Here is a 25823-nt window from a genome sequence, read left to right as displayed (position 1 = left end):
TATTAATCTAAGTCGTAGATTGATCCAACTTTTAGCCCATACAGTTCATTATATATTTTCTCAGCAAAGGCATCCGTCATCCCTGCAATGTAATCAATGACCATGTGCTCCCATGTCCATATCGGTTTATCCTTCAATTGATCTTTCTCATAACGTTGCAACCAGTCCGACGGTATGATCGATTTCGACACTTCTGGATCTAAGAATGCGTCCCATAGACGCTTGATAATCCATTCGCTTCTTTTTTGCAGACGTTGTACACGTAGATCTTTAATCATCGTGACCCATGCAAAACTCTTCAATACACATACGGTTCGTAACATATCCTCATTCTCGGCGTCGTCTTTCACAAACGTGACTTTCTTCCAATTCCCATCCGCTATAACGCCCAGATTACTCACGAAAAGGCTCACCCAATAGGCTTTCACTTCACGTCTTGTTCGTGAATAGTCATTCTCACACAACGGCATCTTCTCTTTCCATACTTGCAAAAAGGAGGTCAACACTTCTTCCACCTTAGGCTGTATTTGTTCTTTCGTCCATCCGTCCCAGAAGAAATCTTCAAGCGTCGTTATCTTCTCAACGATTAGTCGAATAATAGAGGGGTCAAATAAGAAATGCTCGTGTACCTCGATTTTTCCAGCTTTAATCCCATCCTCCAGGTCATGCGCTGAATAAGCAATATCATCACATAAATCCATCAGTTGAGCTTCCAACGTCTTCTTCCCGTCAGGAATGTCCCAACTTTTCCGAATCTGTGAGATATACTCCCACTCATGTTGATACATCCCCTTTTTAAGGACAGTACCTGGATATGGGTATTTGTTAATGCCTAGCAATACAGCATCCGATAAATTTAGCCCATCCACGTTCTCTCTTTTCTCCAAGAACATAATCAGACGGAAGTTGTGTGCATTCCCCTCGAAATGTTCATATTGTTTCTTTAACCCGCTGCGTACTTTCATGAGGTGTTCTGGCGAAGAATGTTTCCCTTTCGTTGCTGCCTTCAGTTTCTCATCGATAAAACGCTCGAGGATCCCATCCAGCACTTCTTCCCCTTTGTGTCCAAACGGAGGATGTCCAAAATCGTGTGCAATAGATGCACATTCAACGACTTCTGAGTCGATCACAAGTCCTGGATTATCCGCCATTTCAAGAGTGACTTCTGGATAGGAACGTAACAGACTCCTGGAGGCTTCACGGGCAATTTGAGCTACTTCAAGTGAATGAGTCAATCTCGTCCGATAATAATCACCTGTTCCCGCACCAAATACTTGTGATTTCCCTTGAAGTCTCCGAAATGTCGGAGAGTGTATGAGTCTTGAATAATCTCGTTCATAGGTGGCACGTGAAGCATCTAGCTTCGTCTGTTCGGGATATTGCCGATGTTCTCTTTTCTCTTTCAGTGTCATAGGTAGTCTCTCCTTACTCCATCATCCATGTAAGTATATATCTCATTATTATGCTCCATTATAAGCTATTTCTTGCATCGTGTATAAGAATATACCCATATTTGGGCTAAAAAAATCTTTTTTCCTTATAAAAAAAGACGCCTAATCGCGCCTCCATTGAAAAACACTATTATAATGTCAGATTGACTGCCATTCTTCTCGCAATAGACCCATTCTTATAGAATCATAATATTCTCCATTATAATACCGACACTTTCTAAGCCTTGCTTCCATCGTCATACCTAGTTTTTCACCGACCTTGATCATCCTATGATTACCTGACCAAGTCGTATAACCTACTCGTACCAAGGGTAATGTATTAAACAAATGATTAATCCACATTTTAAGTGCTCTTGTCCCATAACCTCCACTCCAATACTGAGGACGGTATATTCCAATCCCCATTTCAAGCCAATGAGAAGGTTCATGTTCCCAATAGTAACTAACTATGCCTATAACTTGACCTTCCATTTCTATGACCCAATAATCATCTTGATCTATTACTTTCGGTTTCTTCTTTAGATATTCTTCATATGAGATGGCTTTGTGTTCATAATAGGGCGCATCCCACTTCTTCCATTCGGGTGCTTTCTCTTTGTATATTAACTCCCAAAGCGTATGTAAGTCTTCCTCCTTAACGGGTCTTATACATAATTCATTATCTTTAAGCATCTTTAAAGTCCCTCTTTCCCTTATTCTTTGTTCCAATCCCAAAGTGTAACTTTACCTATACGGATATTGGATACATGTGGATCATCTTTCAATTTCAATAATTCCTTTGTAGGACCAGTCACTACAGCACCGTATAATCTCACGCCATGCTCCTCAATATATGATATACCAACATCGATATCATAAAAAGGTGCCAACTGCCTCGTAATGGATGGATATTGTTGAATTAACTTCAATGTTTTCATAAAATTAGCGTTACGAAGGTCACCGTTCCCGTAAACGTCGACAGATGGGAAGGTCGATGACTGCATCGTTACCTTCATTCCCCATTGTTTCTTGCTTTCCGTACTGCTCGTAACCATCATATCATCCGAATGCCACATAGGACTGCTAGGAAACCCAATCGGCTCAGTAATGATTCCGTTGTTATTTCCTGATTTATTATTTGGTCCAGTATCTACAGCGAACCATACAACTTCTAAATTCTTGTCCTTGAACTGTGACAATAACTCATCTGTGGTGAAGTATTTACGATAGGACACATAGGCTTCAGCTACTGTTCCCTCAGGTAACATGTTCAGACGCTTCCAGTCAGCATCACTATTGAATCCTTCAGATTCAGGTAACTGAAATATCGCGTTACTATATTGTCCCTGCTCATTCCATGCAAAATCATATGTGCGTAAAGAATTGAAAAAGAATGAACCTGAGAACTCCCCCACACTAAGTCGAGCAGCGCCCACCCGCTTCCGAATCTCTCCCGTAAGTTTCATCCCCTCATAAGGTCCAACACTACTGCTTAAATTCACTTCAATATTAGGTTGGGTAATCTTAATTACAGAGCTAACGATATCTCTATATTGTTCCCCACGATCAGGCTCACCCCATTGATAAAACACCATTGTAATGATCGATGTAATCACCGTAAAGATCAAGAACATACTGATCACAGTGAAAGCAGTGCTCCATCTTGCTTTCCATTTGCCTTTTCGTAGAATCCTCGCTTCATTCAAACGAGGTGAATCTGAATTCCATGATGGATGTTTAATTTCAGTCTTTTCCCCGTCACTCATCATTTCTTCCATATAAGAATGATAAAGCTCCATCTTTTCTAATTCCTGCTCCACAGTGCTGCGTTCCTCTTCTGACAGAGTACCCTCCATATAACTTTTCATCTTTCTCTTGAATTCCTCACTCATGTTGGTCGCCCCTTTCACGGTTTCGCCTCAATTTTTCTCTAGCCCGAAACAGCAATATTTTAAAGTGCGATAAAAGGTTTCTTGCACCAAGTCCTCTGTAGTAGCCTCATCCCGGCATAGTAATCGCAAATAACGATAAACATCCATCATATATTTTCTATATACTTCATCTAATGTGTTGGGCTTCATATTCACTCCTCTCACCCTATGAACGTATGACATTCAAAAAAGTTACAACTTCAATAATGCTTACACCCTAAAGATTTCTCAATAAAAAAAGGAACCTCTCCATTTATAGATGGAAAGATTTCCCTTTAACTATCCCTTATTAATTCTTCATCTTCGGATCCATCGCATCTCTTAACCCGTCACCCATCAGATTAAAGCCAAGTACTGTCAACATAATAGAGATACCAGGAAAAATAACGGTCCACGGTGCTTTTTGAATAAATTGGCGTGAATCTGATAATATCTTGCCCCATTCCGGATCAGGGGGTTGTGCTCCTAAGCCTAAGAACCCCAATGCTGCCGCTTCTATAATCGCCATACCAATTCCTAATGTTCCTTGTACGATGATTGGCGTCATACTGTTCGGAAGAATATGACTAATTAGAATACGTCCATTCTTCATCCCGATAGCCTTCGCTGCTGTAATATATTCTTCCGATTTCAGACTAAGCACTTTGGAGCGAACCAGTCGTCCATACGTAGGAATATTAACAATAGCAATCGCGAGCAATGCATTCTGCAAGGATGGTCCTAAGATCGCAACGATGGCTATGGCCAGCAAGATACTTGGAAAGGCAAGCATAATATCAAACATCCGGGAGATGATCATATCCATCCATTTCCCATAGTAACCTGCCAATATCCCAAGTGCTGTTCCTACAATAACTGAACCAATGACCGAGAAGAAGCCAACCCATAGTGAAATACGAGCTCCATACAATACACGTGTAAATAAGTCGCGTCCCAAATCATCGGTTCCGAACCAATGAGTTAACGATGGAGATTGCAGTCGTTCCATCAATTGTTGCTCTTTATAGTCATAGGGTGCAATCCATGGTGCTAGCAATGCTATTAGAATGAAGAACACGATTAGGCCTAACCCTATCATTGCTGTTTTATTCTTTCGAAAAGTCTTCCACGCATCTCTCCAGGGTCCTGATACCTCTTCTTGTGTCGGAATGTTACTACTGGTTTGGGTGCTAACCGTTGCCTGTGTCATGGTACCCCCTTATTTATACTGGATGCGTGGATCAATGACAGAATAAAGAAGATCCACAATCAAGTTAATGATAACAAAGATAAAAGCGATGATCAGAATACCCGATTGAATGACCGGATAATCACGCGAGCTGATAGCCTCAAATACATATCGTCCCACTCCTGGCCATGCAAAGATGGTCTCTGTTAGTACAGCTCCACCTAGCAATGCCCCAGTCTGTAGACCAATCACTGTCAATAAGGGGATTGCTGCATTCTTCAGCGCATGCTTATACACGACAAGGAATTGAGATAACCCTTTGGATCTAGCTGTACGTATGAAGTCTGAACTCATCACTTCTAACATACTAGAACGCGTCATACGTGCAATAACCGCCATTGGAATGGTACCCAACGCAATACTTGGAAGAATTAAATGTTTCATAACGGTCCACACTTGATTCCAATGCCCAGACAATATGGCATCAATCATGTAAAGATTACTCACCGATTCTATGGGGTTACGTTGATCCATCCGCCCGCCTGTAGGGAGCCAATGCAACTTAATTGAGAACACCCATTGTTCCATGAGTCCTAACCAGAAGATCGGCATAGATACACCTACTAAGGCTATGACCATGCTCATGTAATCGAACCAGGAATTTTGTCGCCACGCACTAAGAATGCCAGCATTCACACCTATGATAATAGCAAACAACATACTAGCAAATGTTAACTCGAGCGTTGCCGCCAGATAAGGCAGGATTTCTTTGACAATCGGCTGTTTGGTACGGATAGAACTTCCCAAGTCACCCTTAACTAGATCCCCAAGATAGTTAAAATACTGCTGGAACCAAGGTTTGTTTAGTCCTAGTTGCTCTCTCAATACTTCTTTAGATTGTTCCGTTGCCTTATCCCCTAATATGGTATCCGCGGGGTCACCAGGTATAGCATGAATAATGGAGAATACGATGATGGTCATCCCCAGCAGTACAGGAATAAGGACCATCAATCGCTTTATCATATAAGAGTTCAAAATTGATCACCCACTCAGGTGTATTGTGTATTATTCAAAATAAATGTTACTGTAGGCTTCAGAACCTGTCGGAGAAGGAACATATCCCTTCAAATTCGCCTTTCCTGCAAGGATTGGTGTAGTATGCACCAACGGAATCCAAGGAGCGTCCTCTTTAATAATCACTTGTGCTTCCATATACATTTCAGAACGTTTACCTTGATCTACTTCTTTCTGAGCATTAACTAAGATCTTGTGAAGGTCTTCATTTACATAAAAACTACGGTTGTTACCGGGAATTGTATCTTTGTCCAACAACGTGTAAATAAAGTTATCCGGATCCCCGTTGTCTCCTGTCCAACCTAGCATATAGATATCATCCTTTTCTCCAGCCTTCAAATCATCTAGGTAGGTTGCCCATTCAGGTGATTCAATTTTGACTTTGACACCAATCTTGTCAAAATCAGCTTGGATCGCTTCAGCAACTTTCTTCCCATCTGGCATATAGGGACGAGATACAGGCATCGCATAAATAGTTACTTCCTCAGGCAGTCCATCCGGGTAACCAGCCTCCGCTAGCAATTGCTTAGCTTTCTCTAGATCATACGGATAATCTTGAATGCTGTCATTGTGTCCCCATAGCGTTGGAGGCATAGGGTTAACCGCTGGTTTCGCTTGACCCGCAAAGAAAGCTTCAATAATTCCTTGTTTGTTAACGGCATGGTTCAACGCCTGTCTTACTTTGACATCGTCAAAAGGTTTTTGTTTCAGATTGAACCCAAGATAAGCCACGTTAAATGACGGTCTTTCAATCTTTTGAAGCGCTGAGTTACTTTCCAATACTGATATATCATCCGGATTCAAATCTTCCATAAGATCGATCTCACCATTCTGTAATGCATTGAAACGTGCCGAATTATCCGGAATCGAGCGGACAACGACTTTACTTAATTTAGGTAGCCCTTCTTTCCAGTAGGTCGGATTCTTCTCAAGTGTAATGGAGTCATTTCGTTTCCATTCTTTAAATACAAAAGGTCCTGTTCCTACAGGGTCACTCTTGAAATTTTCTTTTTTCTCCTGGATCGCCTTCGGACTAGCAATACCGAAGCAAGTCATCGCGATATTTTGGAGAAATGGAGCTTGTGGCTGGTTCAAAATAAATTGAATCGTATACGGATCGATCACCTTTATTTCTTTAATGACACGACTGCCTTCAGTACCAAACATGGAATCATAGTAGTCAAATGAGTCACCTTCGAATTTATATTCACTCTTCGGGTCGTCCCAACGTTTAAAGTTAAAGGCAACAGCATCCGCATTAAATTCGGTGCCATCATGGAATGTTACTCCTTGACGTAGTTTAAATGTATAATTCAATCCATCGGGTGTTACTTCCCACGATTCAGCCAAGGCTCCTTGTACTTCTGTCACGCCTTCCTTGTATTCGAGTAGAGAATCGAATACTTGATGTCCAATCTTCAAAGATTCTCCATCGGTTACAATAGCGGGATCTAGTGCTACAGAATCGCCACCTCGTCCAAAAATCATTGTGTCTTGTCCCTTAGAAGCTGTCGGTTCCGTTGGGGCTGGTTCAGGCGTCGTCTGAGAATTACTTGGTGTCGGTGTGCTACTTTTATTACTGCTACTACAACCAGATAATGCAACCACAGTACTGAATGATAATACCAGTGCAAGTGTCATCCATCTCTTCATCTCTATAACGCCCTTTCTGTAGAACACATAGTATGAATCCTATATTCAGCTGAACATGATGCTCAGCATTGAATAACGCTTGAACTAGATCGTATACAAATGACAAGCTGTACGATGGTCACCTTCCACGTTGTTCCTAGTCACCAGATCTGGGCGATGCGTGGTGCACACATCCATCACTTTCGGACAACGTGTGTGAAATGCACACCCGATGGGTGCATTAGCTGGACTCGGCACCTCACCTTGTAAGATGACTCTCTCTTTCTTTATATCAGGATTCGGCTCAGGAACAGCCGATAATAATGCCTGAGTGTATGGATGCTGCGGATTAGAATACAACGACTCCTTGTCTGCCATTTCCACAATTCTACCTAAATACATCACGGCCACACGGTCACAAATATGCCTGACCACACTAAGATCGTGTGCAATAAATATATAGGTTAATCCGAATTCATCCTGTAGATCCTGCATCAGATTGATTACTTGAGATTGGATCGAAACATCTAGTGCAGAGACGGGCTCATCCGCCACAATCAATTTCGGCTGAAGCGAAAGAGCACGAGCGATTCCTATACGTTGCCGTTGACCACCCGAGAATTGATGAGGGTAACGTTGTAAATGGGATGAGGTCAGTCCAACAACATCAATAAGCCTTTGTATAATGGATTGCCTCTCTATTCGGTTGCCTACCCCATGAACAATGAGAGGTTCCTCAAGGATCCGTTGCACGGAATGGCGTGGATCTAATGAGGAGAATGGATCTTGAAATACGATTTGCATATCCCTTCGCTTCCTTCGTAATTCTTCTGAGGAAAGCTGTGAAATATTCTGACCCTCGAACCATATCTGTCCTTCTGTTGGTTCAATTAATCGCAATAACGAGCGTCCCGTAGTTGATTTGCCACAACCACTTTCCCCGACCAACCCAAAGGTCTCTCCCTTTTTTACGTTAAAAGAAATATCATCTACAGCTTTGACATACGCTTGTGTTCTACTAAATAATCGCTTTGGTAATGGATAGTATTTCTTGAGATTATGTACTTCCAATAAGTTCTCACTCATACAGCATCCTCCTGCGGCTCATCATGAAGCCAACACCTACAACGATGTTGAGTTTCTCGTTCTACTAACTCTGGAAGAGATTCGTGGCATTTCTCCATCACATAAGGACAACGTGCAGTAAATCGGCATCCTGTCATATGACTGCTAAGAATGGGTACATTTCCTGGAATGGAGTATAGTCTTTTTCTAGTCTCGTTCATACGTGGAACAGATTGAATTAATCCCTGTGTATATGGGTGAAGTGGATGATTAAATATATCATGCACACTTCCCTCTTCCACGACCTTACCCGCATACATAACCGCAACACGGTGACACATCTCAGCTACCACACCTAGATCATGTGTAATTAACATAACTGCTGTTCCTAACTCCTCATTTAGACCTCGAATTAGATTTAATATTTGCGCTTGTATGGTTACATCTAGTGCTGTTGTTGGTTCATCAGCGATTAGAACCTCAGGCTGACATGCTATCGCCATCGCGATCATAACACGTTGTCTCATTCCACCTGATAGCTGATGTGGATATTCATCAATGACCGCTTCGGGCCTTGATATTCCTACCTTTTGAAGCATCTGAATTGCATGAAGCCTAGCCTCTTTACGGTTGCTATCCCGATGTAGACGTATCGTTTCCGTAATCTGCTGGCCTATCGTGAACAACGGGTTGAGCGATGTCATGGGTTCTTGAAAAATCATAGAAATAGCATCTCCACGAATTTTTCGCATGTCTCGTTCTTTCATTTGGACAATATCTTTCCCTTTAAACAAAATCGATCCGTCAACGATTCTACCAGGTGGCTCAGGAACTAGCTTCAATATAGAAAGAGAAGTCACGCTCTTACCGCAGCCCGATTCACCCACAATACCTAGAACTTCTCCTTTGTTCACGTGAAGATCTATCCCGTCAACAGCCGGAACCTCTCCGCGCTCCATAAAAAAGTGTGTACGTAAATTTTTAATTTGTAGAATAGGTATATTCATAGGCTAGACCCCTTTTCCGATCTAAATGGATACTTCCTATGTCAAATCTAAGATGATATGCAAATGGGTAAATGTTGTGTGTAGTGTGTGTGGTAGAAGTATGTGTGATTAAATATTTGGTGGGAATGCAGATATATTTACCTTTGATGTTATATGCATGTTATTTAAAATATCATTAATAGATTAAAATATATTTATTTTTCCTTATTTAAACAATAACATAGCATTATAATATGAATATACACAAGATTTTTTTAATTATAATTGAAAACTCAGCAAAATTTGTCTATCTATGTTATTTTAATTGACATATTAGTACAAAGTTTTACTTCCTCGACAAAATTCTCTTCTTACCCTAACCTATCATAATTTTCTCTTCTTACAGAAAGAGCATAGCTTAGGTAGCTACACTCTTTCTAATCCTCTTAAGATGAATTTCAATCATTGGTTCATAACTGTACACTTAATGACGATCATTTTTACCTTTGCGCCGAGATAATGAAACTCCACCAAATCCACTAATGATAGCAATGTAAAAACCAAGATCGTACCACCAGCCAATATTAGCTATTTCGTAGATACGAATATCACTTTTGAATAATCCGATGATTAATGAGATCGGTGCAATCCACCCATGCCATATTCCCCAAAAAAATCCTGCTGGATGATCAACGGTGTTCTCTCCATCTCCAGGAACACAGCCAGTTAAGGGTAATATAAGAAGTAAAGTTAACATTATGAGAATCCAGACTTTCCTACTCTTCATCATAAGGTACCTCCAAATTTCTTTGAATGATCATTCATATATGGTTCTAGGTGGACTCCCCATTATCCTTTCATCCCACCCTGCAGTCCGAACCCTTTGGACATATACTGCTGTGAGAGGATATACAAGACTACTGAAGGAACCGCGTATATCACAGAAAATGCCGCTAACTTACCGTAGTCTGCCATACCATATTGTCCAAAGAATTGGTACAATTTCAAAGAAGCTGGGAAATTCTCAGGTGTCTGCAATAGGATATACGGGACAAAAAAGTTTCCCCAACTTCCGGAGAATGTAAAGATGGCTACCGTGCAAATTCCCGGAACCATTAAAGGTGCGATCACCGTTCGAATGCCCACTAAGACAGAGGCACCATCGATCCAAGCCGCTTCTTCCAAGTCACTTGGTACTGCATCCATAAAGTTTTTTAGCATCCAAATACCATAGGGCATAGATGATGCTACAAAGAATAAAATGACGCCAAAAATGTTATCGTATAATTTTATACTTAAGAACAATTGATAGACAGGAACCATAACAGCTGTAATCGGTAAGGATGTCATAAATAATATCGTTAGCATGAAAGACTTTTTATATTTCAATTGATATCGGGACAAAGGATACGCCGCCAGTAATGCTAATATAACCACGATGACAGCTTGGCCAACTGACATAATAAGACCAATAATGAATGCACGTTGATTCACACCATTCGTGATCACATCAATATAGTTGGCTCCAGTAATACGATCGGGTACTTTAAGAGTTTGCATCGCATTGGGGTCGATGGATGCGACAAGGACCCATAGTAGAGGTAATAAGAAACAGATCCCAATCAAGGCTAGAATCATATACGGCATGAGTCGATAAATGATTAAACGTTGTTTCGTATTCATATGAATTCTCCTCAAAGTTTTGTGAGCGTTACTTCTACGATTATTCTTCGAACAAAACTCACTTCGGAAGCATTATCTTTAGTTTTGTGAGCGTTACTTCTACGATTATTCTTCGAACAAAACTCACTTCGGAAGCATTATCTTTAGTTTTGTGAGCATTACTTCTACGATAATTCTTCAAACAAAACTCCCTTCGGAAGCATAATCTTTAGTTTTGTGAGGTTACTTCAGTTTCATTCTTTCATCGAGCGAATATAGAACAAGCTCAACACAATACCAATAAGCAGTAGCAATAAAGATATCGCGGTTCCATATCCTAATTGATAATTAACAAATGCTTGATTATACATAAAGATAGGCAATGTTGTCGTGGAGTTTCCAGGTCCACCACCAGTCATCGCATAGATCAGTCCGAATACTCCCAGCGTCTGCAGTGTCACAAGCATCATATTCGTGGTAATCGTATCTTTAATATATGGAATGATGATCTTCATGAGAATTTGCCATTTAGAAGCACCATCTACAACAGCTGCCTCTTCAATCTCACTTGGCACATCATCTAGTGCAGCTTGAAATATAAGCATAGAAAATGCCGTACCATGCCAGATATTCGCAAGTATGATAGTGACCATAGGAACGGTATATAGCCAAGTGACTTCAGGAATCCCGAAGAATGTAATGATTGAATTAAGCGTGCCATCATCTCCGAAAAAGCTATATAAACATAGAGCACACACAATCTCAGGGGTTACCCAACCTGCTAACACAATCGTACCGATTACACGCCGAAACATCCTATTTTTATGCTTCATCAAGAGCGCAATAAGAAATCCTAATACTTGTTGACCAATAACAGCTGACCCAATCAGGAAGATCAATGTATTCCATATACTAACTCTAACCGTTGGATCTTCGAACATGCGAATATAGTTATCAAACCCGACAAATTTCAGCTCTTTTGCAGCTTCACCAGTTAACGCTAGATTAGTGAAGGAATAGTAAAACGTTAACAAAATAGGATATATAAAAAACACAAGCATGATAGCTACTGATGGTAGTAAAAAATAGAGCCACGTATATGTTTTTCTTTTCTTATAAGAAACATCAACTGTCAAACTACTCATGCAAAGTTCTCCTCCCGCACGCTGAAGATCAATGAGAAAAAACGGCTTACCTAAGCCCCTATTTACTAGGACAGCTTAAGTAAGCTTAGTCATTTATTTTTCCATCACTTGATCGTTGCCAGCAATTCTTGTTACGTCCTGAGCATATTTTTTCATCGCATCCGCTGGAGACGTACCCGTAGCCACAGATTCAACCATGGTTTGTATTTGTGTAGACACTTCAGGGTATTTGTCCTGTGCTGGTCTGAATTCAGCATTCTTTAAGTATTCCGTCGCAATTTCATTAAACGGCATTTTGGTATATTCCGGATCCTTCGCAACATCTGCCCGGACCGTTATATTTCCGGATGCAATCACAAGTTTCTGAGTATTCTCTTTATTGAGTGCATATGTGATGAAATCAAATGCCTCATCTTTGTGTTGGGCGTTACTTGGAACCGACAATGCCCAACCTCCAGCTAAGGTGATAGATCCCGGTTCTTGCCCTTTGCTGGTTGGCATTGGAGCAAATCCTAATACGTCCTTATATTCCGGCCATGGTGCCGCACCATTCTCAAAATAATTACCTGATATCCATGAACCATCTAATGAAATAGCAAGTTTGCCTTTAGGTAAATATTCACGGGCAGAGGTATTTCCTGCTTGCCCATTCAATACTTTAGATAACGGTGGACCAAGTTTTTCTTTATTAACACGCTCAATAAAGCTCAGTGCATCCAATATCCCCTGACTTTTAATAATCCATTTACCACTCGCATCATCATAGAGTCGATCCCCTGTTCCATAGAGCAACATTTCGTAGGTCTGCATGGAAGTAGCCTCTCCTGTAGCCTTGCCCATGTTCATCCAGATCGGAACAATATCCTGACCTGCCCTTTCCTTGATTGTTCTTGCTGTATTTAAGACATCATCCCATGACTTGGGTTGCCAATCTTCCGGAAGACCTGCTTGTTTAAAAATCTCTTTGTTATACCAGAGTCCTCTGGAATCCGTATTATAAGGCACACCGTATACTTTGCCGTCACTCGCCGTGACTCCCTTTTTCATAGCCTCAATAAAGGAACCATTCGTCCAATCTTCCCAAGCCTTTAATCGTTCATCCAAGGGTTCAAGGAATCCTGCGCTTGCATCCGAATTCAAAATAAAGGTGTCTTCCGTTACAATATCTGGCGCCGTATCCTTCGATTTCAGTGCTAACGCGATCTTCGCGAAATAATCTCCTTCAGATGCCTGAATAGGTGTCGGCTTAATTTCGACATCTTTGTTAGGATAACTGGCCGAGAGTTCTTTAATCCATTTATAGAACACTCCCTCTTCTCCAATTCCGTCATCTCTATATGTAATCGTGATGGTTTTCTTTGTCGTTGTGCTACTCTTCTCCCCTGTCCCTGTATTACCTTCTGCTGTCTTTTCCTTGGTGTTCGTACAGCCAAATAATAAAGAAGTACACAACAAAGTAGTTGCGATAAGTACAAACTTCCTTTTACCGTTTGACATGATATTCCCCTCCTTTTTTGGCTGTTACTAATCGTAAATATGAACACTATCTTTGTATTCGCTTTCTTTATGTGTTATTTAACATATTTATATATCGATACCTTTATTCAAACTATTTATCAGACAACGTATAATTTAGAATTACTCCTCCCTATTCATACAGAGAAATACTATCTAAACAAAAAAAGAGAACCACCTTAATTAAGGCAATTCTCTTGATTATCGCAAATATGAAGTTGGTGTTCTTACAAAGCTGAATATTTGATTATAATGTCTGTTCCTCCACATGACTCTCGGCAAACTTAGGAGGATTGAACCAATTCCCACTTTTTGCCCAAGTAGGGTCTAGAGGGATCCACTGGTTCTTATCCGTTATAAACACTTCATTCCATGCATGTGGTCCATAACCACCTTGCCCATTATACCCAAGCCCAGTAACCACTTTGACTTTGAGACCTTGTGATCGTGCCATCACAGCATACAATCTCGCATAATCGATACATACACCTAGTTTCGTATCAAACGTATCCTTGGGTGTCTGTTCATGCCATATTCCTTTTTGTTCATAATCATCCACTTTACTATAATCATAGGTAACTCTTGTGCCTACCCATTCATATAACAGTCGAGCTTTCTCTTCTTCATTCTTAGACTGACCTGCGATCTTCTCAGCAGCTTGTTCGACATCTGCCGGAACGGATCGATCGATAATGTCATACTTTTGCTGTAGAATGCCGCCTAATTCATGTTCTACTGCCTTCGTAAACACGGGTAGCTTTTCTTTCACTAGATTCCCCGATAAAGGTTCAATAATCATCTGCGCACCATCTTGATAGATTGGCGACGCCTCGACATGTTGGCTGAAAGTACTCGTTGGATATAACGAAACGTAAATAAATAGAATGGCAACAACCACAATACTACGAGCCAGACCCATGATTGCACCGATACCTAATCCCGCTACGCGACTAAGCAAATTGGCTGGTCTCCCTTTATTTTTAGAGAAGAAGGACATTCGCCCACTAAATAATATTGAGATGAGTATACCGAATAATAGTCGGATAAATAAATAACTCACGATAAACAACACTGCGAACCTCATTAATGGAAAATTAGCCATAAACGTCATAAATGTATAATAGACTTGTTCCCACCCATTTAAGTCTCCACTTGGTATCTTTGTACCATAATCCGTAAGCCACAGTTGAACTTTACTGGACAACCAGATCGTGAATGGCACAGATATGGCTAAGCCAAGTAGCGTAAGAACAACTCCACGCAGCATGCTAAACAACCTTCCTGCTGAACTAGAAGCCCCCCTACGCCAACCTTGGAATAATGACCCTATTAGAATACACAATAAAATAATCGTGACTATATTAAAATCTTGCAAACTTTGAAACCATGAATTGAACACGCTATTAATCTCCCCTTTATTTATATACAGGGATGAACTATTTACTTAGCAGTGGTTGATCTGTTACTCTGTGCACTCTCAACGAACGTTATGATCGTATCATTAACTTTCCACTGTCCCAAGGGTACTCCTTTAAACGTAACCTCTACCGTTTCAGTTCCCTTCGTGCCTTCCAATCTTACATTAGGTGTAGTAACCGTATACGTTGTTCCATCAGCATTTTCTGTATACTTAGCATCTTTAGCTTCTTTTAACATCATATTCATAGCTTCACTTTTTACCGTGTTAACCGTCTCATCCTTTACCGTTGTGACAACCTCTCCAATCTGATCTAAAGAGATTCCGCTATAAATAAGCAATCCTGCCACAATAACAATCGCAAGTACCCATTTCACCATGGTCTTCACTAGATTGAGAACGACAAAGAGCACAACGAGGGCAATAATAATAACTAGCCAGTTTTGCTGCAGAAAATCAGTCCATACCTGTACGTCCATTAACTATAACACTCCCATCGACTAAGCTACTTATGACAACCTCTATAGCAGTCATTGTTTAATTATACATGATTCCCATATAACCTGTAACCCTAACCCTACTTGAACAAAAAAAGGGAAATTGTTCTGTTTCAATCCAATTCAACGTACAAGTAGTATAGAACCTTGCCCAATCTTATACAGAGAGGAGTAATGATGTGAAAACTGCTTTTTGGCTTTACTTGTTTTTATTTTTAGCTTTCTTCGATCTACATGCCCAGTATCCCATTCTTACCCCATTTGCCGTTTCACTTGGAGCCGCCCCCGTCTTTATTGGATGGATGATGGGAATCTATGCGCTTACGCATCTCCCAGGAAACATTATTGCAGGAAAAGTGATTGATCGTCATGGGAGCCGTCGTTACATCATCTTCAGCCTTCTGGCTGCTGGAATTATTCTTCTCCTTCAATCATACGTCCAGTTTCCTTGGCAGTTACTAGTATTACGCTCCTTAAGTGGATTTGTATTAGCTTTTCTATCACCTGCTTGTCTAGCACTATTAGCATCACTATCCCAAGACCCTGTCACTCAGGGTAAATATATGTCAGGACACGGCGTCATCCATACTCTAGCTTCTGTTATCTCACCTGCTGCAGGTGCATTTATTGTTGCTAACGCTGGTTATTCCGGAACCTTTCAAGCGCTTGGCTGGTTACTTATCGCGACTGGAGTTATGGCTATTTTCAGTGTGCCTTCATCGGTCTCTATCCCACAATCAACTATAAATGGATCACGAACAACATCAACCGACATCCCTGCGCAACCCCCATTTGTCTCGGTCTCATGGCGTTACTTTACGCTTCCATTCGTCGTATCATGTGCGCAAGGAATTCTCTTTTTTGAACTTCCTCTCCGTAATACGGGAATATCAGGAATCATGTCAACGGGTATCCTATTCTCCATACTAAGTGTGGGTGCATTCTTTACGCTATGTCTATTCTTCCTGAACCATTACTCTCCTGTAAAACGCGTTGTTTCTGGGATTATTCTGATGGCTTGTTGTTTTTTTGGTTTAGCAGCACTACCTACAATTCCTTTAGTGTACATTCTATTCGTGTTAGGCTCTTCAAAAGGGTTGATCTTCCCAGCTATGGCTTCTCTATTCATCAAACTTAGTGGTGGTGGTCGATTAGGTAGAGTCTTCTCCTTTCAATCGATAGCCATGTCCTTAGGTTCCTTTATTGGCCCTGTCGCTGCCGGACAACTCCGTGATCATGTTTCACCCTACTTTATTGCCTTTGTTCTACTAATGCTTGGATTAATGATGCTACCTATTCCTCGTCAACATATAGCATCACTCTATTCAGGAAATCCACATCGTAATCCTGATGCTCCTGTATAGGCGATGACACAAACCACTTGAAATAGGCCTTTGCACAAACCTTTCCCCCCCATCTACATAGGATACTGTGTGGCAAACATCCACGAAGGAAAGTGGGGTGAAATAAATGGGCCAATTCAATAATCAATTTAATAATAATAATAATAACAATCCTTGTTGCCCTCCAGTGCAACAAGCACCCGTTGCTGCCGCTCCTTGTATCGGAGGTCTCGGAGGAACAACAGGTATGATTCTCGTACTTTTTATTTTATTAGTGATTATTCTACGTGCTTTCCCAATCTTTTGTTAATAATCACATAACACTAACCAACCAAGGTCCACCATAATCTTATGGGGGGCCTGTCCTTTTTTTGCATGTAATCCCTAAAAAAAGCTAAACTAGAACTACCCAAACGGATTTCATTCAACATTTCCCGGGGAATTCTGAGGAATATCTCCTCTCATTATGAGGTGAAATACCAATGCCTATCTACATTATTGTCGAAGGAAAAAATGATCGTAGTAAACTACGACGCTTACTTAAGTCAGACATAACGATTCTGTGTACATTCGGCACATTAAATTCCGTTAAAGCGGAGTCCTTACGTAAGGAAGTAAGAGATGATGAAGTCTTCTTATTTATGGATAATGACAGTTCCGGCAAAAAAATACGCGGTGTGTTACGTGACTCTTTCCCTGATGCTGAACATATGTATACTCGTCGCGGGTATGCGGGTGTAGAGGGAACGCCCGATGAATATCTGATTGAACAATTAAAAAAGGCCAAACTTGATGAATATATCCTCTATCCCAACGTACCAGATAATTTATAATCCGATTCATTGAACATTTTTACACACACAAAAAAATCCTCTTCCTATCCTAAAATGGATAAGTTAGAGGATTCGTATATTATTGTGTTCAGTTACTCTTTTGCAAGTGCCTTTATATCTTTCACTAAGATATCCGCTGATACCTCATCCGTGTCATTCGCGTTATATAAGTTCCGGACCTGGTTATCTCGATCCACGAGAGCAATAAGATTAGCATGCGAATAGTTACCTTCTTTATCGCCAACAATCATAATTTTAAATGATTTCTCTGCTAAATCCCAAATCTTTTGTTTATCTCCCCGTAGAAAGTACCACCCATTATAGTCTACTTTGAACTTATCTCCGAATTCTCTGATTTTCTCTACCGTATCCACTTCGGGATCAAATGAAATAGAGACAAATTCAACATCTTTACCGAACATCCCCTCTTCCGCAAGATTCTTCTGTGCTTGCGTAAGCATGAATGTCGTTATTGGGCACACATCAGGACAATTCGTAAAGAAGAAGTAGAACAACCGTACCTTCCCCTTCGTATCATCAAGCGTAACCGTTGTTTTATCTACATTCTCCAATGAGAAATCCTGTACATTTCCAATGACAGGCCATTTTTCCTTGCCCACTCCTAATGAGGTAATCAATAGGTATGCTGCAAAGATGATAATAATGGTGATTGATATCCATGTCCATTTATAACGCTTTAAGGTTTGCATAAGTAACACCTAACCCCACTTTCGTCTAATCAAAATTCACTAGAAATATCGTCCTACATTCTAATGTGTAGTATTAATGATTAATACGATAAGACTTAAGGTTAAGTAGTTAATAGAGAATAAAAAAACTTTCTTAGCCCATACCTCATCACTTTTTGCTCGGAAACCTGTTAAAGAAAGATAAAGCCATATCACGGACAATGCCAGTGAAATGATCATGTAGTAAATTCCAGCATACCCGTACGTATACATGAGAATTGGCACTGGAATTAAAGCTACTAGGTAAGGAATCATTTGGATCTTCGTGCGTTTAATTCCCTTCACTACTGGGAGTAATGGATATCCCGCAGCTCGATATTCTTCCACACGACGAATCCCTAATGCCCAGAAGTGAGGAGGCTGCCATAAGAATAACATGGCGAATAATAACCAGGCTCCCATATCTACGACTCCTGTAACAGCGACATAACCAATGACAGGTGGCATAGCACCGGAGATTGCGCCAACCGATGTACTCCATGTCGATGAGCGTTTAAGCCAAAGGGTATAAATCGGCACGTAGACAACCATCCCTACAAGACCGAACAATCCAGCAAGGACTCCTGAAAAGGTAAATAATACCCCTAATCCTAAGATTCCTAGTATGATTGCATACCACAGAACTACTGATGGCTTCAAACGTCCCATCGGTAAAGAACGGTCACGCGTGCGCTCCATTTTTAAATCAAGTTCTCGGTCAAAATAATTATTAAACACACATGAGGACGCCATGACTAATATGGTCCCCAAGAGGGTCATGATCATCTTTCCGTATTGAAAATCCCATTGGGACGCCAACCAGAACCCTGCAAAAGCAGCAATTAGGTTTGAGCGGATAATACCCGGTTTCGTTATATAATAGAAATCTCTCCATGTTCCTGATTCGCTAGGTGGCGTCTTACTTGCCGAAAAAGATGCTGAATCGGAAGGAGCTTGATAACTCATACGATTGTCCACGCCTAAAGTTCCTCCTCTATATCTATCTTGAAGAGAACAAAAAAATCCTCTGCTATAAAGTTTATCATATACGAAGTGAAAAGTGTTCGACATTCAACGCTATTTCACTTCCAATTTGACAATTTGATGACTTTTGTCATAAACCTTCCTATAGAATAGCTTGAAATTGGGTACTTACTATATAGTATGATAATACAAAGGAGAGAACGCATATGGATACAGGCACACATTTTGTTATGGGATTCACACTTGCTGGCTTAGCATACCTCGATCCCGTCGTAGCATCAAATCCTTCGCTTGCTATAGCTGTAACCATCGGAACCGTTCTTGCTTCACAAGCTCCGGATATTGATGGGATACTTCGCTTGAAGAATAATGCCGTATACATTCGTAATCACCGGGGGCTAACTCACTCCCTTCCATTCTTACTTATATGGACCATACTTATCACTGCAGCGATCACATTGGTGTTTCGCGATGTATCCGTACTCCATTTAGCCTTATGGACCGGTATTGCAGTATGTGTTCATGTATTCAGCGATATGTTTAATACGTATGGTACACAAGCATTGCGACCCTTTACTGAGCGTTGGGTCTCATGGAATATCATTCACATCTTTGATCCATTTATATTTGGAACTCATTTAACAGCGATCTTGCTATGGGTTCTTGGTTTAGTACCGCCTGCTCCTCTATTCACCATTTTGTATAGCTCAACCATTTGTTATTATGTTTGGAGAACAGTCGTACACTATTTAAGAGTTAAGGAAGCAGAACGCTTAGATTCCAGTCACCAAGAAGGAGATACATACTTTGTACTCCCTACCGTATCTTTACATCAATGGCATGTAGTCAAGTTACAACCCAATGGAAGTTACGATATTGGAACCTTGAACCATCGCATTCTTACTTGGAAACAACAGTCCGTAGCTTCGGCACAACATGAAGCTATCGAACATTCTAAAGAGCATACTAACGTGAAAGCCTTTCTGTATTTCACTTCCTTTGCTGTAGCAGATGTTGAAATGATCGTTAATGGATATATTGTTCGTTGGGTTGATGTACGTTACTTGCATCGCACACAGTTCCCATTTGTAGCTGTAGTGGTTATGGACAATCACTTCACGCCTATCAGCTCTTATATCGGTTGGTTGAGCGATGAGAAGATGAATGAACGTTTATCTTCTCATTATTCTTCTTGACAAGAAGAATTTCCCTTAGTCTAATATAAATGTAGAACATTTACCGTCCCTTGTTGGACGGTATCCGTTTTATGCAGGTTGATTTATTTGTATTTCAAGCATAAACGACCTCGCCGTCCTTTACAGCGAGGAAGAAACGTTTAGCGTTGAAATATAAGACTATTTATAAGCGGAAATACTTATAAATTCTTATATTTCAAAAAAACCTAGAGCAAGTGCTCTAGGCTTCACAACTGTATTCATATATCAAGAAATTCGCTACATACGGTGTTCAATTATTTTCCTGATAGAGATTGCTCAGCCAATTGAACCAAGCGTTTCGTAATATATCCTCCGAGAGAACCTACTTCTCTTGAAGTATAGTTACCATAATAGCCATCCTGCGGAATTGTAACACCTAGTTCTTGAGCAGCCTCCATTTTAAGTTGTTGTAATGCTGCTCTTGCTTGAGGAACCACTAGATTGTTGGAACTGGATTGTCCTTGTGCCATAATATAATCTCCTTTCACTTCTGTCTCTGTAATGAAGTGCAAGCTTGCAAGCTTAGTATGGCTACATCGATAGACATTATTCTTTATTTACCTAAATAAAAACTGGAGGTTTTTTACATGAGTAAAAGTCTATCATTATGGTTCGCAACATCCTCAATTCTTATCTTAGCGGCGGCGGCAATTGCCATTAGTTATTCAGGATGGCTCGCCCTACTATTAACGATATTGGGCGTATGTAACATTGGATGGGGATTTGTTGCGAAAGCCAAGCACAGAAAGGCTTCTCTAAGAGATTCCAACTAAAAACTAGCGTCTTTTAGAAGGCAGAAAACCCATTAACTGTTTAACTTGATCTAGGGTCTTTGTTGCAGCTTCACTGGCATTCTCAGCTCCTTGAGCTAGAATGTCATGAATCTCACCCGTTTGACGAATCTCATGATATCGATTCTGTATAGGCTCTAGTGTCGCAACAATGACTTCTGCTAGATCCTTTTTAAAGCCACCGTACATTTTGCCTTCATATTTGGTTTGAATATCATGAAGTGATAGGTCTGAGCATTGTGCATACATACTCATCAGATTACTTATCTCTGGCTTGGTCTCTTCATCGTATCTTACTTCTGCACCTGAATCTGTTGTAGCTCTACTTATCTTTTTGCGAATAATATCCGGTGTATCCAATAAGGCAATATAACTTGCTGGTACAGAACTACTCTTACTCATTTTTTTACTCACATCATCTAGAGACATCACCCGCGCACCTACTTCAGGAATATAAGGATCAGGAATAGTGAAACATTTACCAAAGCGACTATTGAAGCGACCCGCTAAATCACGTGTCAGCTCTAAATGCTGTTTCTGATCTTCACCTACAGGAACCAAATCAGCGTTGTATAATAGAATATCTGCTGCCATCAGAGACGGATACACGAACAGACCCGCTCCAACGGATTCCTTACCTGTTGATTTATCTTTGAACTGTGTCATGCGTTCTAACTCACCCATAGATGTCAATGTAGTCAACAACCAACCTAGCTCTGCATGTTGATGTACTGCCGATTGTAAATAAACATTAGACTTAGCTGGATCTATACCTGCTGCGATATACAGTGCTGCATTCGCTTCTGATCTCTCTCGAAGATCCTCTGGATCTTGCGATACCGTAATGGCATGCAGATCAGCTACCATGAAGTAACACTGATATTGCTCCTGTAGCTTCACGAAATTCTTCATAGCTCCAATATAGTTACCTAGTGTAAGTCTACCGCTAGGTGTTATGCCTGAAAGTACTGTCTTTTTCATTTAGAACCCTCCTAGATTATTAATAAAATAAACAACAGAAAAAGGCCCATCATCCGCAAGGGACGTGAGACCGTGGTGCCACCCTTATTTGTTGCAACAAATTACCATTGTTTCAAGTGAAACAACATCTGTGCAACCTCTAATTTCCGTAACGTGGAAAACACGACCAGCATAATAAGGAATAACTCATTCCTGTTCAACTTGGCACTCAAGGGTCCATTCGGCACATCGGCTCCACCGGTTCACATCAACCACCGGCTTTCTGAAGGTCATCCGTCTATGCTTACTTGTCCCTATCATCGATTTCATAATCTTAATCAAATACTTAAGTGCAATGATAAGACTCTAACCCATACTTGTCAAACTCATTTTAGAATAACCCCATGATACATTTAAAGCCGAACTCTATTTAGATGCATCCGTCGCTCAAAAAATAACAAATAATTACCACTTCTAACTTACTAATTTACCTGTATGATTTTAGATCTTTAGATCCATAATAACCTCATTAAGTACAAAGGAGGTGAACAAACATGGGTAACGCAGGTCAACAAGGTAGAGGTAGTCGCTCCAACAACTTGGTAGTTCCTCAAGCAACAGCAGCTTTGCATCAATTGAAAATGGAAGCAGCGCAAGAACTAGGTGTTCAAATTCCTCAAGATGGTTACTACGGAAACTATACTTCCCGTGAAACTGGTTCTTTAGGTGGATATATCACGAAACGTCTAGTACAATTGGCTGAGCAACAATTATCGGGTCGTTCCAACTCATAATATTGCTTTCCACATCATATTTCAATTTAAACGATACAAAAGGCGGCCTTGTCCTCAAGGTCGCCTTTCCTTGTTTCATTCAAATAGTTCAATAATAATCAATTAATTATAAATTATTATGAGTCCGAGGAAACTTCATGATATGAATGTCGCGAATAACGAATCATCAAATTGGCCATGTTGTAATTGGATTCCAATATAGCATCAACCATAACAGTCCCCTGTCGCACCATGAAGTCGTAAGTAATCTCTCCATGTGTCCAATGGTGCTTATATTTCAGACTCTCGATTGCCATATTCCGAAAGGATAGTTGGTGAACTGCTGTTAGACCTTCTTCGGACAAAGCAAATTCCCCATTGCGACTAGCAATAGGATTGTGACGAATTCCAAATTTGCCAACTGCGTTATTACGAATTTGAATAAACAATGTTCCTGCAGTTAATCCAGCTAATTCTTGTTCTAATTCCTTAAATACAATGTCCAATTGCCTGGCCAACGATAACTGATCAATCTTGATCATTAGATCCCTTCTCCCCTTAATTTCACCCCTAACATAGGGCTTATGACTCATTATAGATGCTCCATCACTAAGGATCAACATATTCAAACAAAATTGGGTATATATTCCTATTATTTGCACATAAATCATTCAGTTTATGATCTTTTTTGATAAAATAATGCCTATTATGACATTCATGTCACATGACCATATAACAAAAAAAGATTCCCATTTCGGGAATCCTCATCTTTTTTCAACTTTATATTCGTATATTTTCACACGACATGTTTCGTCAATTCCATAAATTCTTGGACATCCGCTACACATAAATCAATAGCACTCTGCCAGAATTCAGGACCCGTCAAATCTACTCCAAGATGTTTATTCGCTAGCTCTTCAACCGTCATCACACCCGTATCTTGTAATAAACGGTCATACTTATCTGCGAATGTTGTACCTTCTTGCTGTGCACGTACATAGAGACCTGTACTGAACATGTAACCGAATGTGTATGGGAAGTTATAGAACGGAACGTCTGTGATGTAGAAGTGGAGTTTTGCAGCCCAGAAATGTGGGTGATACGATGAAAGTGCTCCACAGAAAGCTTCCTGTTGCGCTTCTTCCATCAATTGGCTTAACTCCTCTGCACTTACAAGTCCATTCTTTCGCTTGTCATAAAAACGAGTCTCAAATAAGAATCTCGCATGGATATTCATAAAAAAGGCTATGCTATTTTGAATTTTCCCTTCAAGTAAGGCAAGCTTCTCTTGTGGATCTGTAGAAGCCTTAACTAATGCATCCGCCACGATCATTTCCGCAAAAGTTGAAGCTGTCTCAGCTACATTCATAGCATAATTCTGATTAAACATAGGCAGATCTTTCATAAGGTGCTGATGATACCCGTGGCCAAGTTCATGCGCTAACGTTGACACATTGTCAGCTGTACCTGCATATGTCATGAAAATACGTGTCTCTTTACTTACAGAAAGGGAGGTACAGAATCCTCCTGGACGTTTACCAGGGCGATCTTCTGCTTCAATCCACTCATTGTCAAAGGCCATCTCTGTAAATTCCGCTAATTTTGGACTAAATGTGTTGAATTGCTTCACAATATTTTCTGCAGCATCTTGAAATGAGATTTTACCTGATACTTTCCCAATTGGCGCTTCTACATCTGCCCAACTTAACTTATCGACACCTAGTATTTTAGCTTTACGATTCAAATAATCTACAAATACAGGCTTAGTATCAATAATAACATTCCACATGGCATCTAACGTTTGCTGTGACATGCGATTAATCGCTAATGGTTCCTTAAGAATTCCATCCCACCCGCGGCGATCGTACAGTTTAAGACGGAATCCTGCCAAGTGATTTAATGTATCTGCACAGTAATCTTCTGTATCTTTCCATGTTTGTTCCCATTTCGTGAACATTTTCTCTCTTGTTTCACGATTTGGATCGTGAAGCTTATTAGACGCTTGTCCTGCGGATAACATCACTGTTGAGCCGTCTTCTTCAAATGGAATTTGAACATGACTAACAATCGTATCATAGAATTCTCCCCAACCATGATAACCGTCAACAGCCAAATCAAGTGCTAGACTTTCTAATTCAGGGTTTAATTTCTCACGTGCAAGATCCCGGCTCTCATTCAATACAAAGGATAATTCACGGACTTCCTCGCGATCCATCCATAATTTCCATACTTCATCATTTGTACTTCGAAGTAAATTATCAAATTCACCGCTAACACTCATGAGCTGTGCTTGTAAATTTGTAACTTTTCCTGACAGTTGAACTGCCTTCTTATCTTGCTGATCTTGTGCTCCTAAACAAGAAACAAAAGATCCCGCCTCTGAAATTCTCTCCATACAACTTGATAATTGTGTAATGAAACCATCGAATTCCTTAGTCCCTTCAACACTTGTAGGAGCCTTAGCTTCCTTGATATGTTGTTGAACTTCTTTAATATCTTGTTCTAACGTTTGTAAGAATGAAGCAAATGGTTCAGAAGAGGAGCCGCCTGGAAAAATAGACTCTAAATCCCATGTTAACGATAACTGTGATTTCATTTTACTAACCCCTTTTTTATATTTGAATTGGACTTCCATTAGCGATATAACTATAATATACGATTGTATTAGGATA

Annotated in this window: 27 protein-coding genes and 1 other annotated feature; of the genes, 6 read left to right on the top strand and 21 right to left on the bottom strand. The window is 40.3% G+C overall.

The window, feature by feature from the left end; all coding sequences use genetic code 11:
* Window positions 1–2: 2 nt before the first annotated feature.
* The 15 genes from AC1D69_RS03690 to AC1D69_RS03620 all read right to left on the bottom strand — a co-directional run bounded on the left by AC1D69_RS03690 (window position 3) and on the right by AC1D69_RS03620 (window position 15504).
* Complete coding sequence (locus AC1D69_RS03690) at window positions 3–1412, bottom strand: deoxyguanosinetriphosphate triphosphohydrolase family protein (RefSeq protein ID WP_495454813.1); 1410 nt, start codon at window positions 1410–1412, stop codon at window positions 3–5.
* Between the two features lie 177 nt (window positions 1413–1589).
* On the bottom strand, window positions 1590–2123 hold the full coding sequence (locus AC1D69_RS03685) for a GNAT family N-acetyltransferase (protein WP_495454812.1): 534 nt from the start codon (window positions 2121–2123) through the stop codon (window positions 1590–1592).
* Between the two features lie 20 nt (window positions 2124–2143).
* A complete protein-coding gene (locus AC1D69_RS03680; protein WP_495454811.1) occupies window positions 2144–3322 on the bottom strand; it encodes an anti-sigma factor in 1179 nt (392 codons plus the stop codon).
* 27 nt (window positions 3323–3349) lie between these two features.
* Window positions 3350–3511, bottom strand: a complete 162-nt coding sequence (locus AC1D69_RS03675; protein ID WP_495454810.1) for a sigma factor — start codon at window positions 3509–3511, stop codon at window positions 3350–3352.
* Between the two features lie 139 nt (window positions 3512–3650).
* Complete coding sequence (gene nikC, locus AC1D69_RS03670) at window positions 3651–4550, bottom strand: nickel transporter permease (protein ID WP_495454809.1); 900 nt, start codon at window positions 4548–4550, stop codon at window positions 3651–3653.
* Between the two features lie 9 nt (window positions 4551–4559).
* Window positions 4560–5564, bottom strand: a complete 1005-nt coding sequence (locus AC1D69_RS03665; RefSeq protein ID WP_495454808.1) for an ABC transporter permease — start codon at window positions 5562–5564, stop codon at window positions 4560–4562.
* A gap of 30 nt (window positions 5565–5594) precedes the next feature.
* Window positions 5595–7256, bottom strand: coding sequence for an ABC transporter substrate-binding protein (locus AC1D69_RS03660; RefSeq protein WP_495454807.1), 1662 nt, complete (start codon window positions 7254–7256; stop codon window positions 5595–5597).
* A gap of 84 nt (window positions 7257–7340) precedes the next feature.
* A complete protein-coding gene (locus AC1D69_RS03655) occupies window positions 7341–8321 on the bottom strand; it encodes an ABC transporter ATP-binding protein (RefSeq protein ID WP_495454806.1) in 981 nt (326 codons plus the stop codon).
* Window positions 8318–9307, bottom strand: a complete 990-nt coding sequence (locus AC1D69_RS03650) for an ABC transporter ATP-binding protein (RefSeq protein ID WP_495454805.1) — start codon at window positions 9305–9307, stop codon at window positions 8318–8320. The genes AC1D69_RS03655 and AC1D69_RS03650 overlap by 4 nt, the downstream gene beginning before the upstream one ends.
* Before the next feature lie 463 nt (window positions 9308–9770).
* Complete coding sequence (locus AC1D69_RS03645) at window positions 9771–10076, bottom strand: hypothetical protein (protein WP_495454804.1); 306 nt, start codon at window positions 10074–10076, stop codon at window positions 9771–9773.
* 59 nt (window positions 10077–10135) lie between these two features.
* Entirely contained in the window at window positions 10136–10969 is an 834-nt protein-coding gene (locus AC1D69_RS03640) for a carbohydrate ABC transporter permease (RefSeq protein ID WP_495454803.1), read from the bottom strand.
* Between the two features lie 233 nt (window positions 10970–11202).
* On the bottom strand, window positions 11203–12093 hold the full coding sequence (locus AC1D69_RS03635) for a carbohydrate ABC transporter permease (RefSeq protein WP_495454802.1): 891 nt from the start codon (window positions 12091–12093) through the stop codon (window positions 11203–11205).
* A 93-nt stretch (window positions 12094–12186) separates the two neighbouring features.
* Window positions 12187–13590, bottom strand: a complete 1404-nt coding sequence (locus AC1D69_RS03630) for an ABC transporter substrate-binding protein (protein WP_495454801.1) — start codon at window positions 13588–13590, stop codon at window positions 12187–12189.
* 265 nt (window positions 13591–13855) lie between these two features.
* Window positions 13856–15007, bottom strand: a complete 1152-nt coding sequence (locus AC1D69_RS03625) for a transglutaminase domain-containing protein (RefSeq protein ID WP_495454800.1) — start codon at window positions 15005–15007, stop codon at window positions 13856–13858.
* 41 nt (window positions 15008–15048) lie between these two features.
* Window positions 15049–15504 carry a hypothetical protein gene (locus AC1D69_RS03620; protein ID WP_495454799.1) on the bottom strand — a complete coding sequence of 152 codons (456 nt, stop codon included), beginning with the start codon at window positions 15502–15504 and terminating at the stop codon, window positions 15049–15051.
* A gap of 197 nt (window positions 15505–15701) precedes the next feature.
* On the opposite strand from AC1D69_RS03620, the gene AC1D69_RS03615 reads away from it, so the two are divergent.
* From AC1D69_RS03615 to AC1D69_RS03605, 3 genes are all read left to right on the top strand, one after another.
* Window positions 15702–16886, top strand: a complete 1185-nt coding sequence (locus AC1D69_RS03615) for an MFS transporter (protein ID WP_495454798.1) — start codon at window positions 15702–15704, stop codon at window positions 16884–16886.
* Between the two features lie 106 nt (window positions 16887–16992).
* Window positions 16993–17175, top strand: a complete 183-nt coding sequence (locus AC1D69_RS03610; RefSeq protein ID WP_495454797.1) for a hypothetical protein — start codon at window positions 16993–16995, stop codon at window positions 17173–17175.
* Between the two features lie 172 nt (window positions 17176–17347).
* A complete protein-coding gene (locus tag AC1D69_RS03605) occupies window positions 17348–17698 on the top strand; it encodes a toprim domain-containing protein (protein WP_495454796.1) in 351 nt (116 codons plus the stop codon).
* A gap of 92 nt (window positions 17699–17790) precedes the next feature.
* On the opposite strand, the gene AC1D69_RS03600 is transcribed toward AC1D69_RS03605, so the two are convergent.
* Together AC1D69_RS03600 and cyoE are read right to left on the bottom strand one after the other, a co-directional pair.
* Entirely contained in the window at window positions 17791–18408 is a 618-nt protein-coding gene (locus tag AC1D69_RS03600; RefSeq protein ID WP_495454795.1) for an SCO family protein, read from the bottom strand.
* 60 nt (window positions 18409–18468) lie between these two features.
* Window positions 18469–19404 (bottom strand): heme o synthase, encoded by a 936-nt coding sequence (cyoE, locus tag AC1D69_RS03595; RefSeq protein WP_495454794.1) that lies wholly within the window; start codon window positions 19402–19404, stop codon window positions 18469–18471.
* Between the two features lie 212 nt (window positions 19405–19616).
* Here cyoE and AC1D69_RS03590 point away from each other — a divergent pair, with 212 nt between their 5' ends.
* Entirely contained in the window at window positions 19617–20606 is a 990-nt protein-coding gene (locus tag AC1D69_RS03590; RefSeq protein ID WP_495454793.1) for a metal-dependent hydrolase, read from the top strand.
* A 275-nt stretch (window positions 20607–20881) separates the two neighbouring features.
* On the opposite strand, the gene AC1D69_RS03585 is transcribed toward AC1D69_RS03590, so the two are convergent.
* The gene (locus tag AC1D69_RS03585) at window positions 20882–21097 is read right to left on the bottom strand and encodes an alpha/beta-type small acid-soluble spore protein (protein WP_495454792.1); all 216 of its coding nucleotides are present in this window, start codon (window positions 21095–21097) and stop codon (window positions 20882–20884) included.
* Window positions 21098–21214: 117 nt separating this feature from the next.
* Between AC1D69_RS03585 and AC1D69_RS03580 the strand changes: the two genes are divergently transcribed.
* Window positions 21215–21400, top strand: coding sequence for a hypothetical protein (locus tag AC1D69_RS03580; protein ID WP_495454791.1), 186 nt, complete (start codon window positions 21215–21217; stop codon window positions 21398–21400).
* 3 nt (window positions 21401–21403) lie between these two features.
* Here AC1D69_RS03580 and trpS read toward each other — a convergent pair whose 3' ends face one another.
* The gene (gene trpS / locus AC1D69_RS03575) at window positions 21404–22399 is read right to left on the bottom strand and encodes a tryptophan--tRNA ligase (protein WP_495454790.1); all 996 of its coding nucleotides are present in this window, start codon (window positions 22397–22399) and stop codon (window positions 21404–21406) included.
* Window positions 22400–22454: 55 nt separating this feature from the next.
* Window positions 22455–22708, bottom strand: a binding site (T-box leader).
* 224 nt (window positions 22709–22932) lie between these two features.
* Here trpS and AC1D69_RS03570 point away from each other — a divergent pair.
* Entirely contained in the window at window positions 22933–23172 is a 240-nt protein-coding gene (locus AC1D69_RS03570; protein WP_495454789.1) for an alpha/beta-type small acid-soluble spore protein, read from the top strand.
* Window positions 23173–23288: 116 nt separating this feature from the next.
* Here AC1D69_RS03570 and AC1D69_RS03565 read toward each other — a convergent pair whose 3' ends face one another.
* Together AC1D69_RS03565 and AC1D69_RS03560 are read right to left on the bottom strand one after the other, a co-directional pair.
* Window positions 23289–23693 (bottom strand): O-methyltransferase, encoded by a 405-nt coding sequence (locus AC1D69_RS03565; protein WP_495454788.1) that lies wholly within the window; start codon window positions 23691–23693, stop codon window positions 23289–23291.
* A 254-nt stretch (window positions 23694–23947) separates the two neighbouring features.
* Entirely contained in the window at window positions 23948–25747 is a 1800-nt protein-coding gene (locus tag AC1D69_RS03560) for a M3 family oligoendopeptidase (protein WP_495454787.1), read from the bottom strand.
* Window positions 25748–25823: the final 76 nt, after the last annotated feature.

Source organism: Paenibacillus sp. Y301 (assembly GCF_059445505.1).
This window is presented reverse-complemented; position numbering and strand designations above follow the sequence as displayed.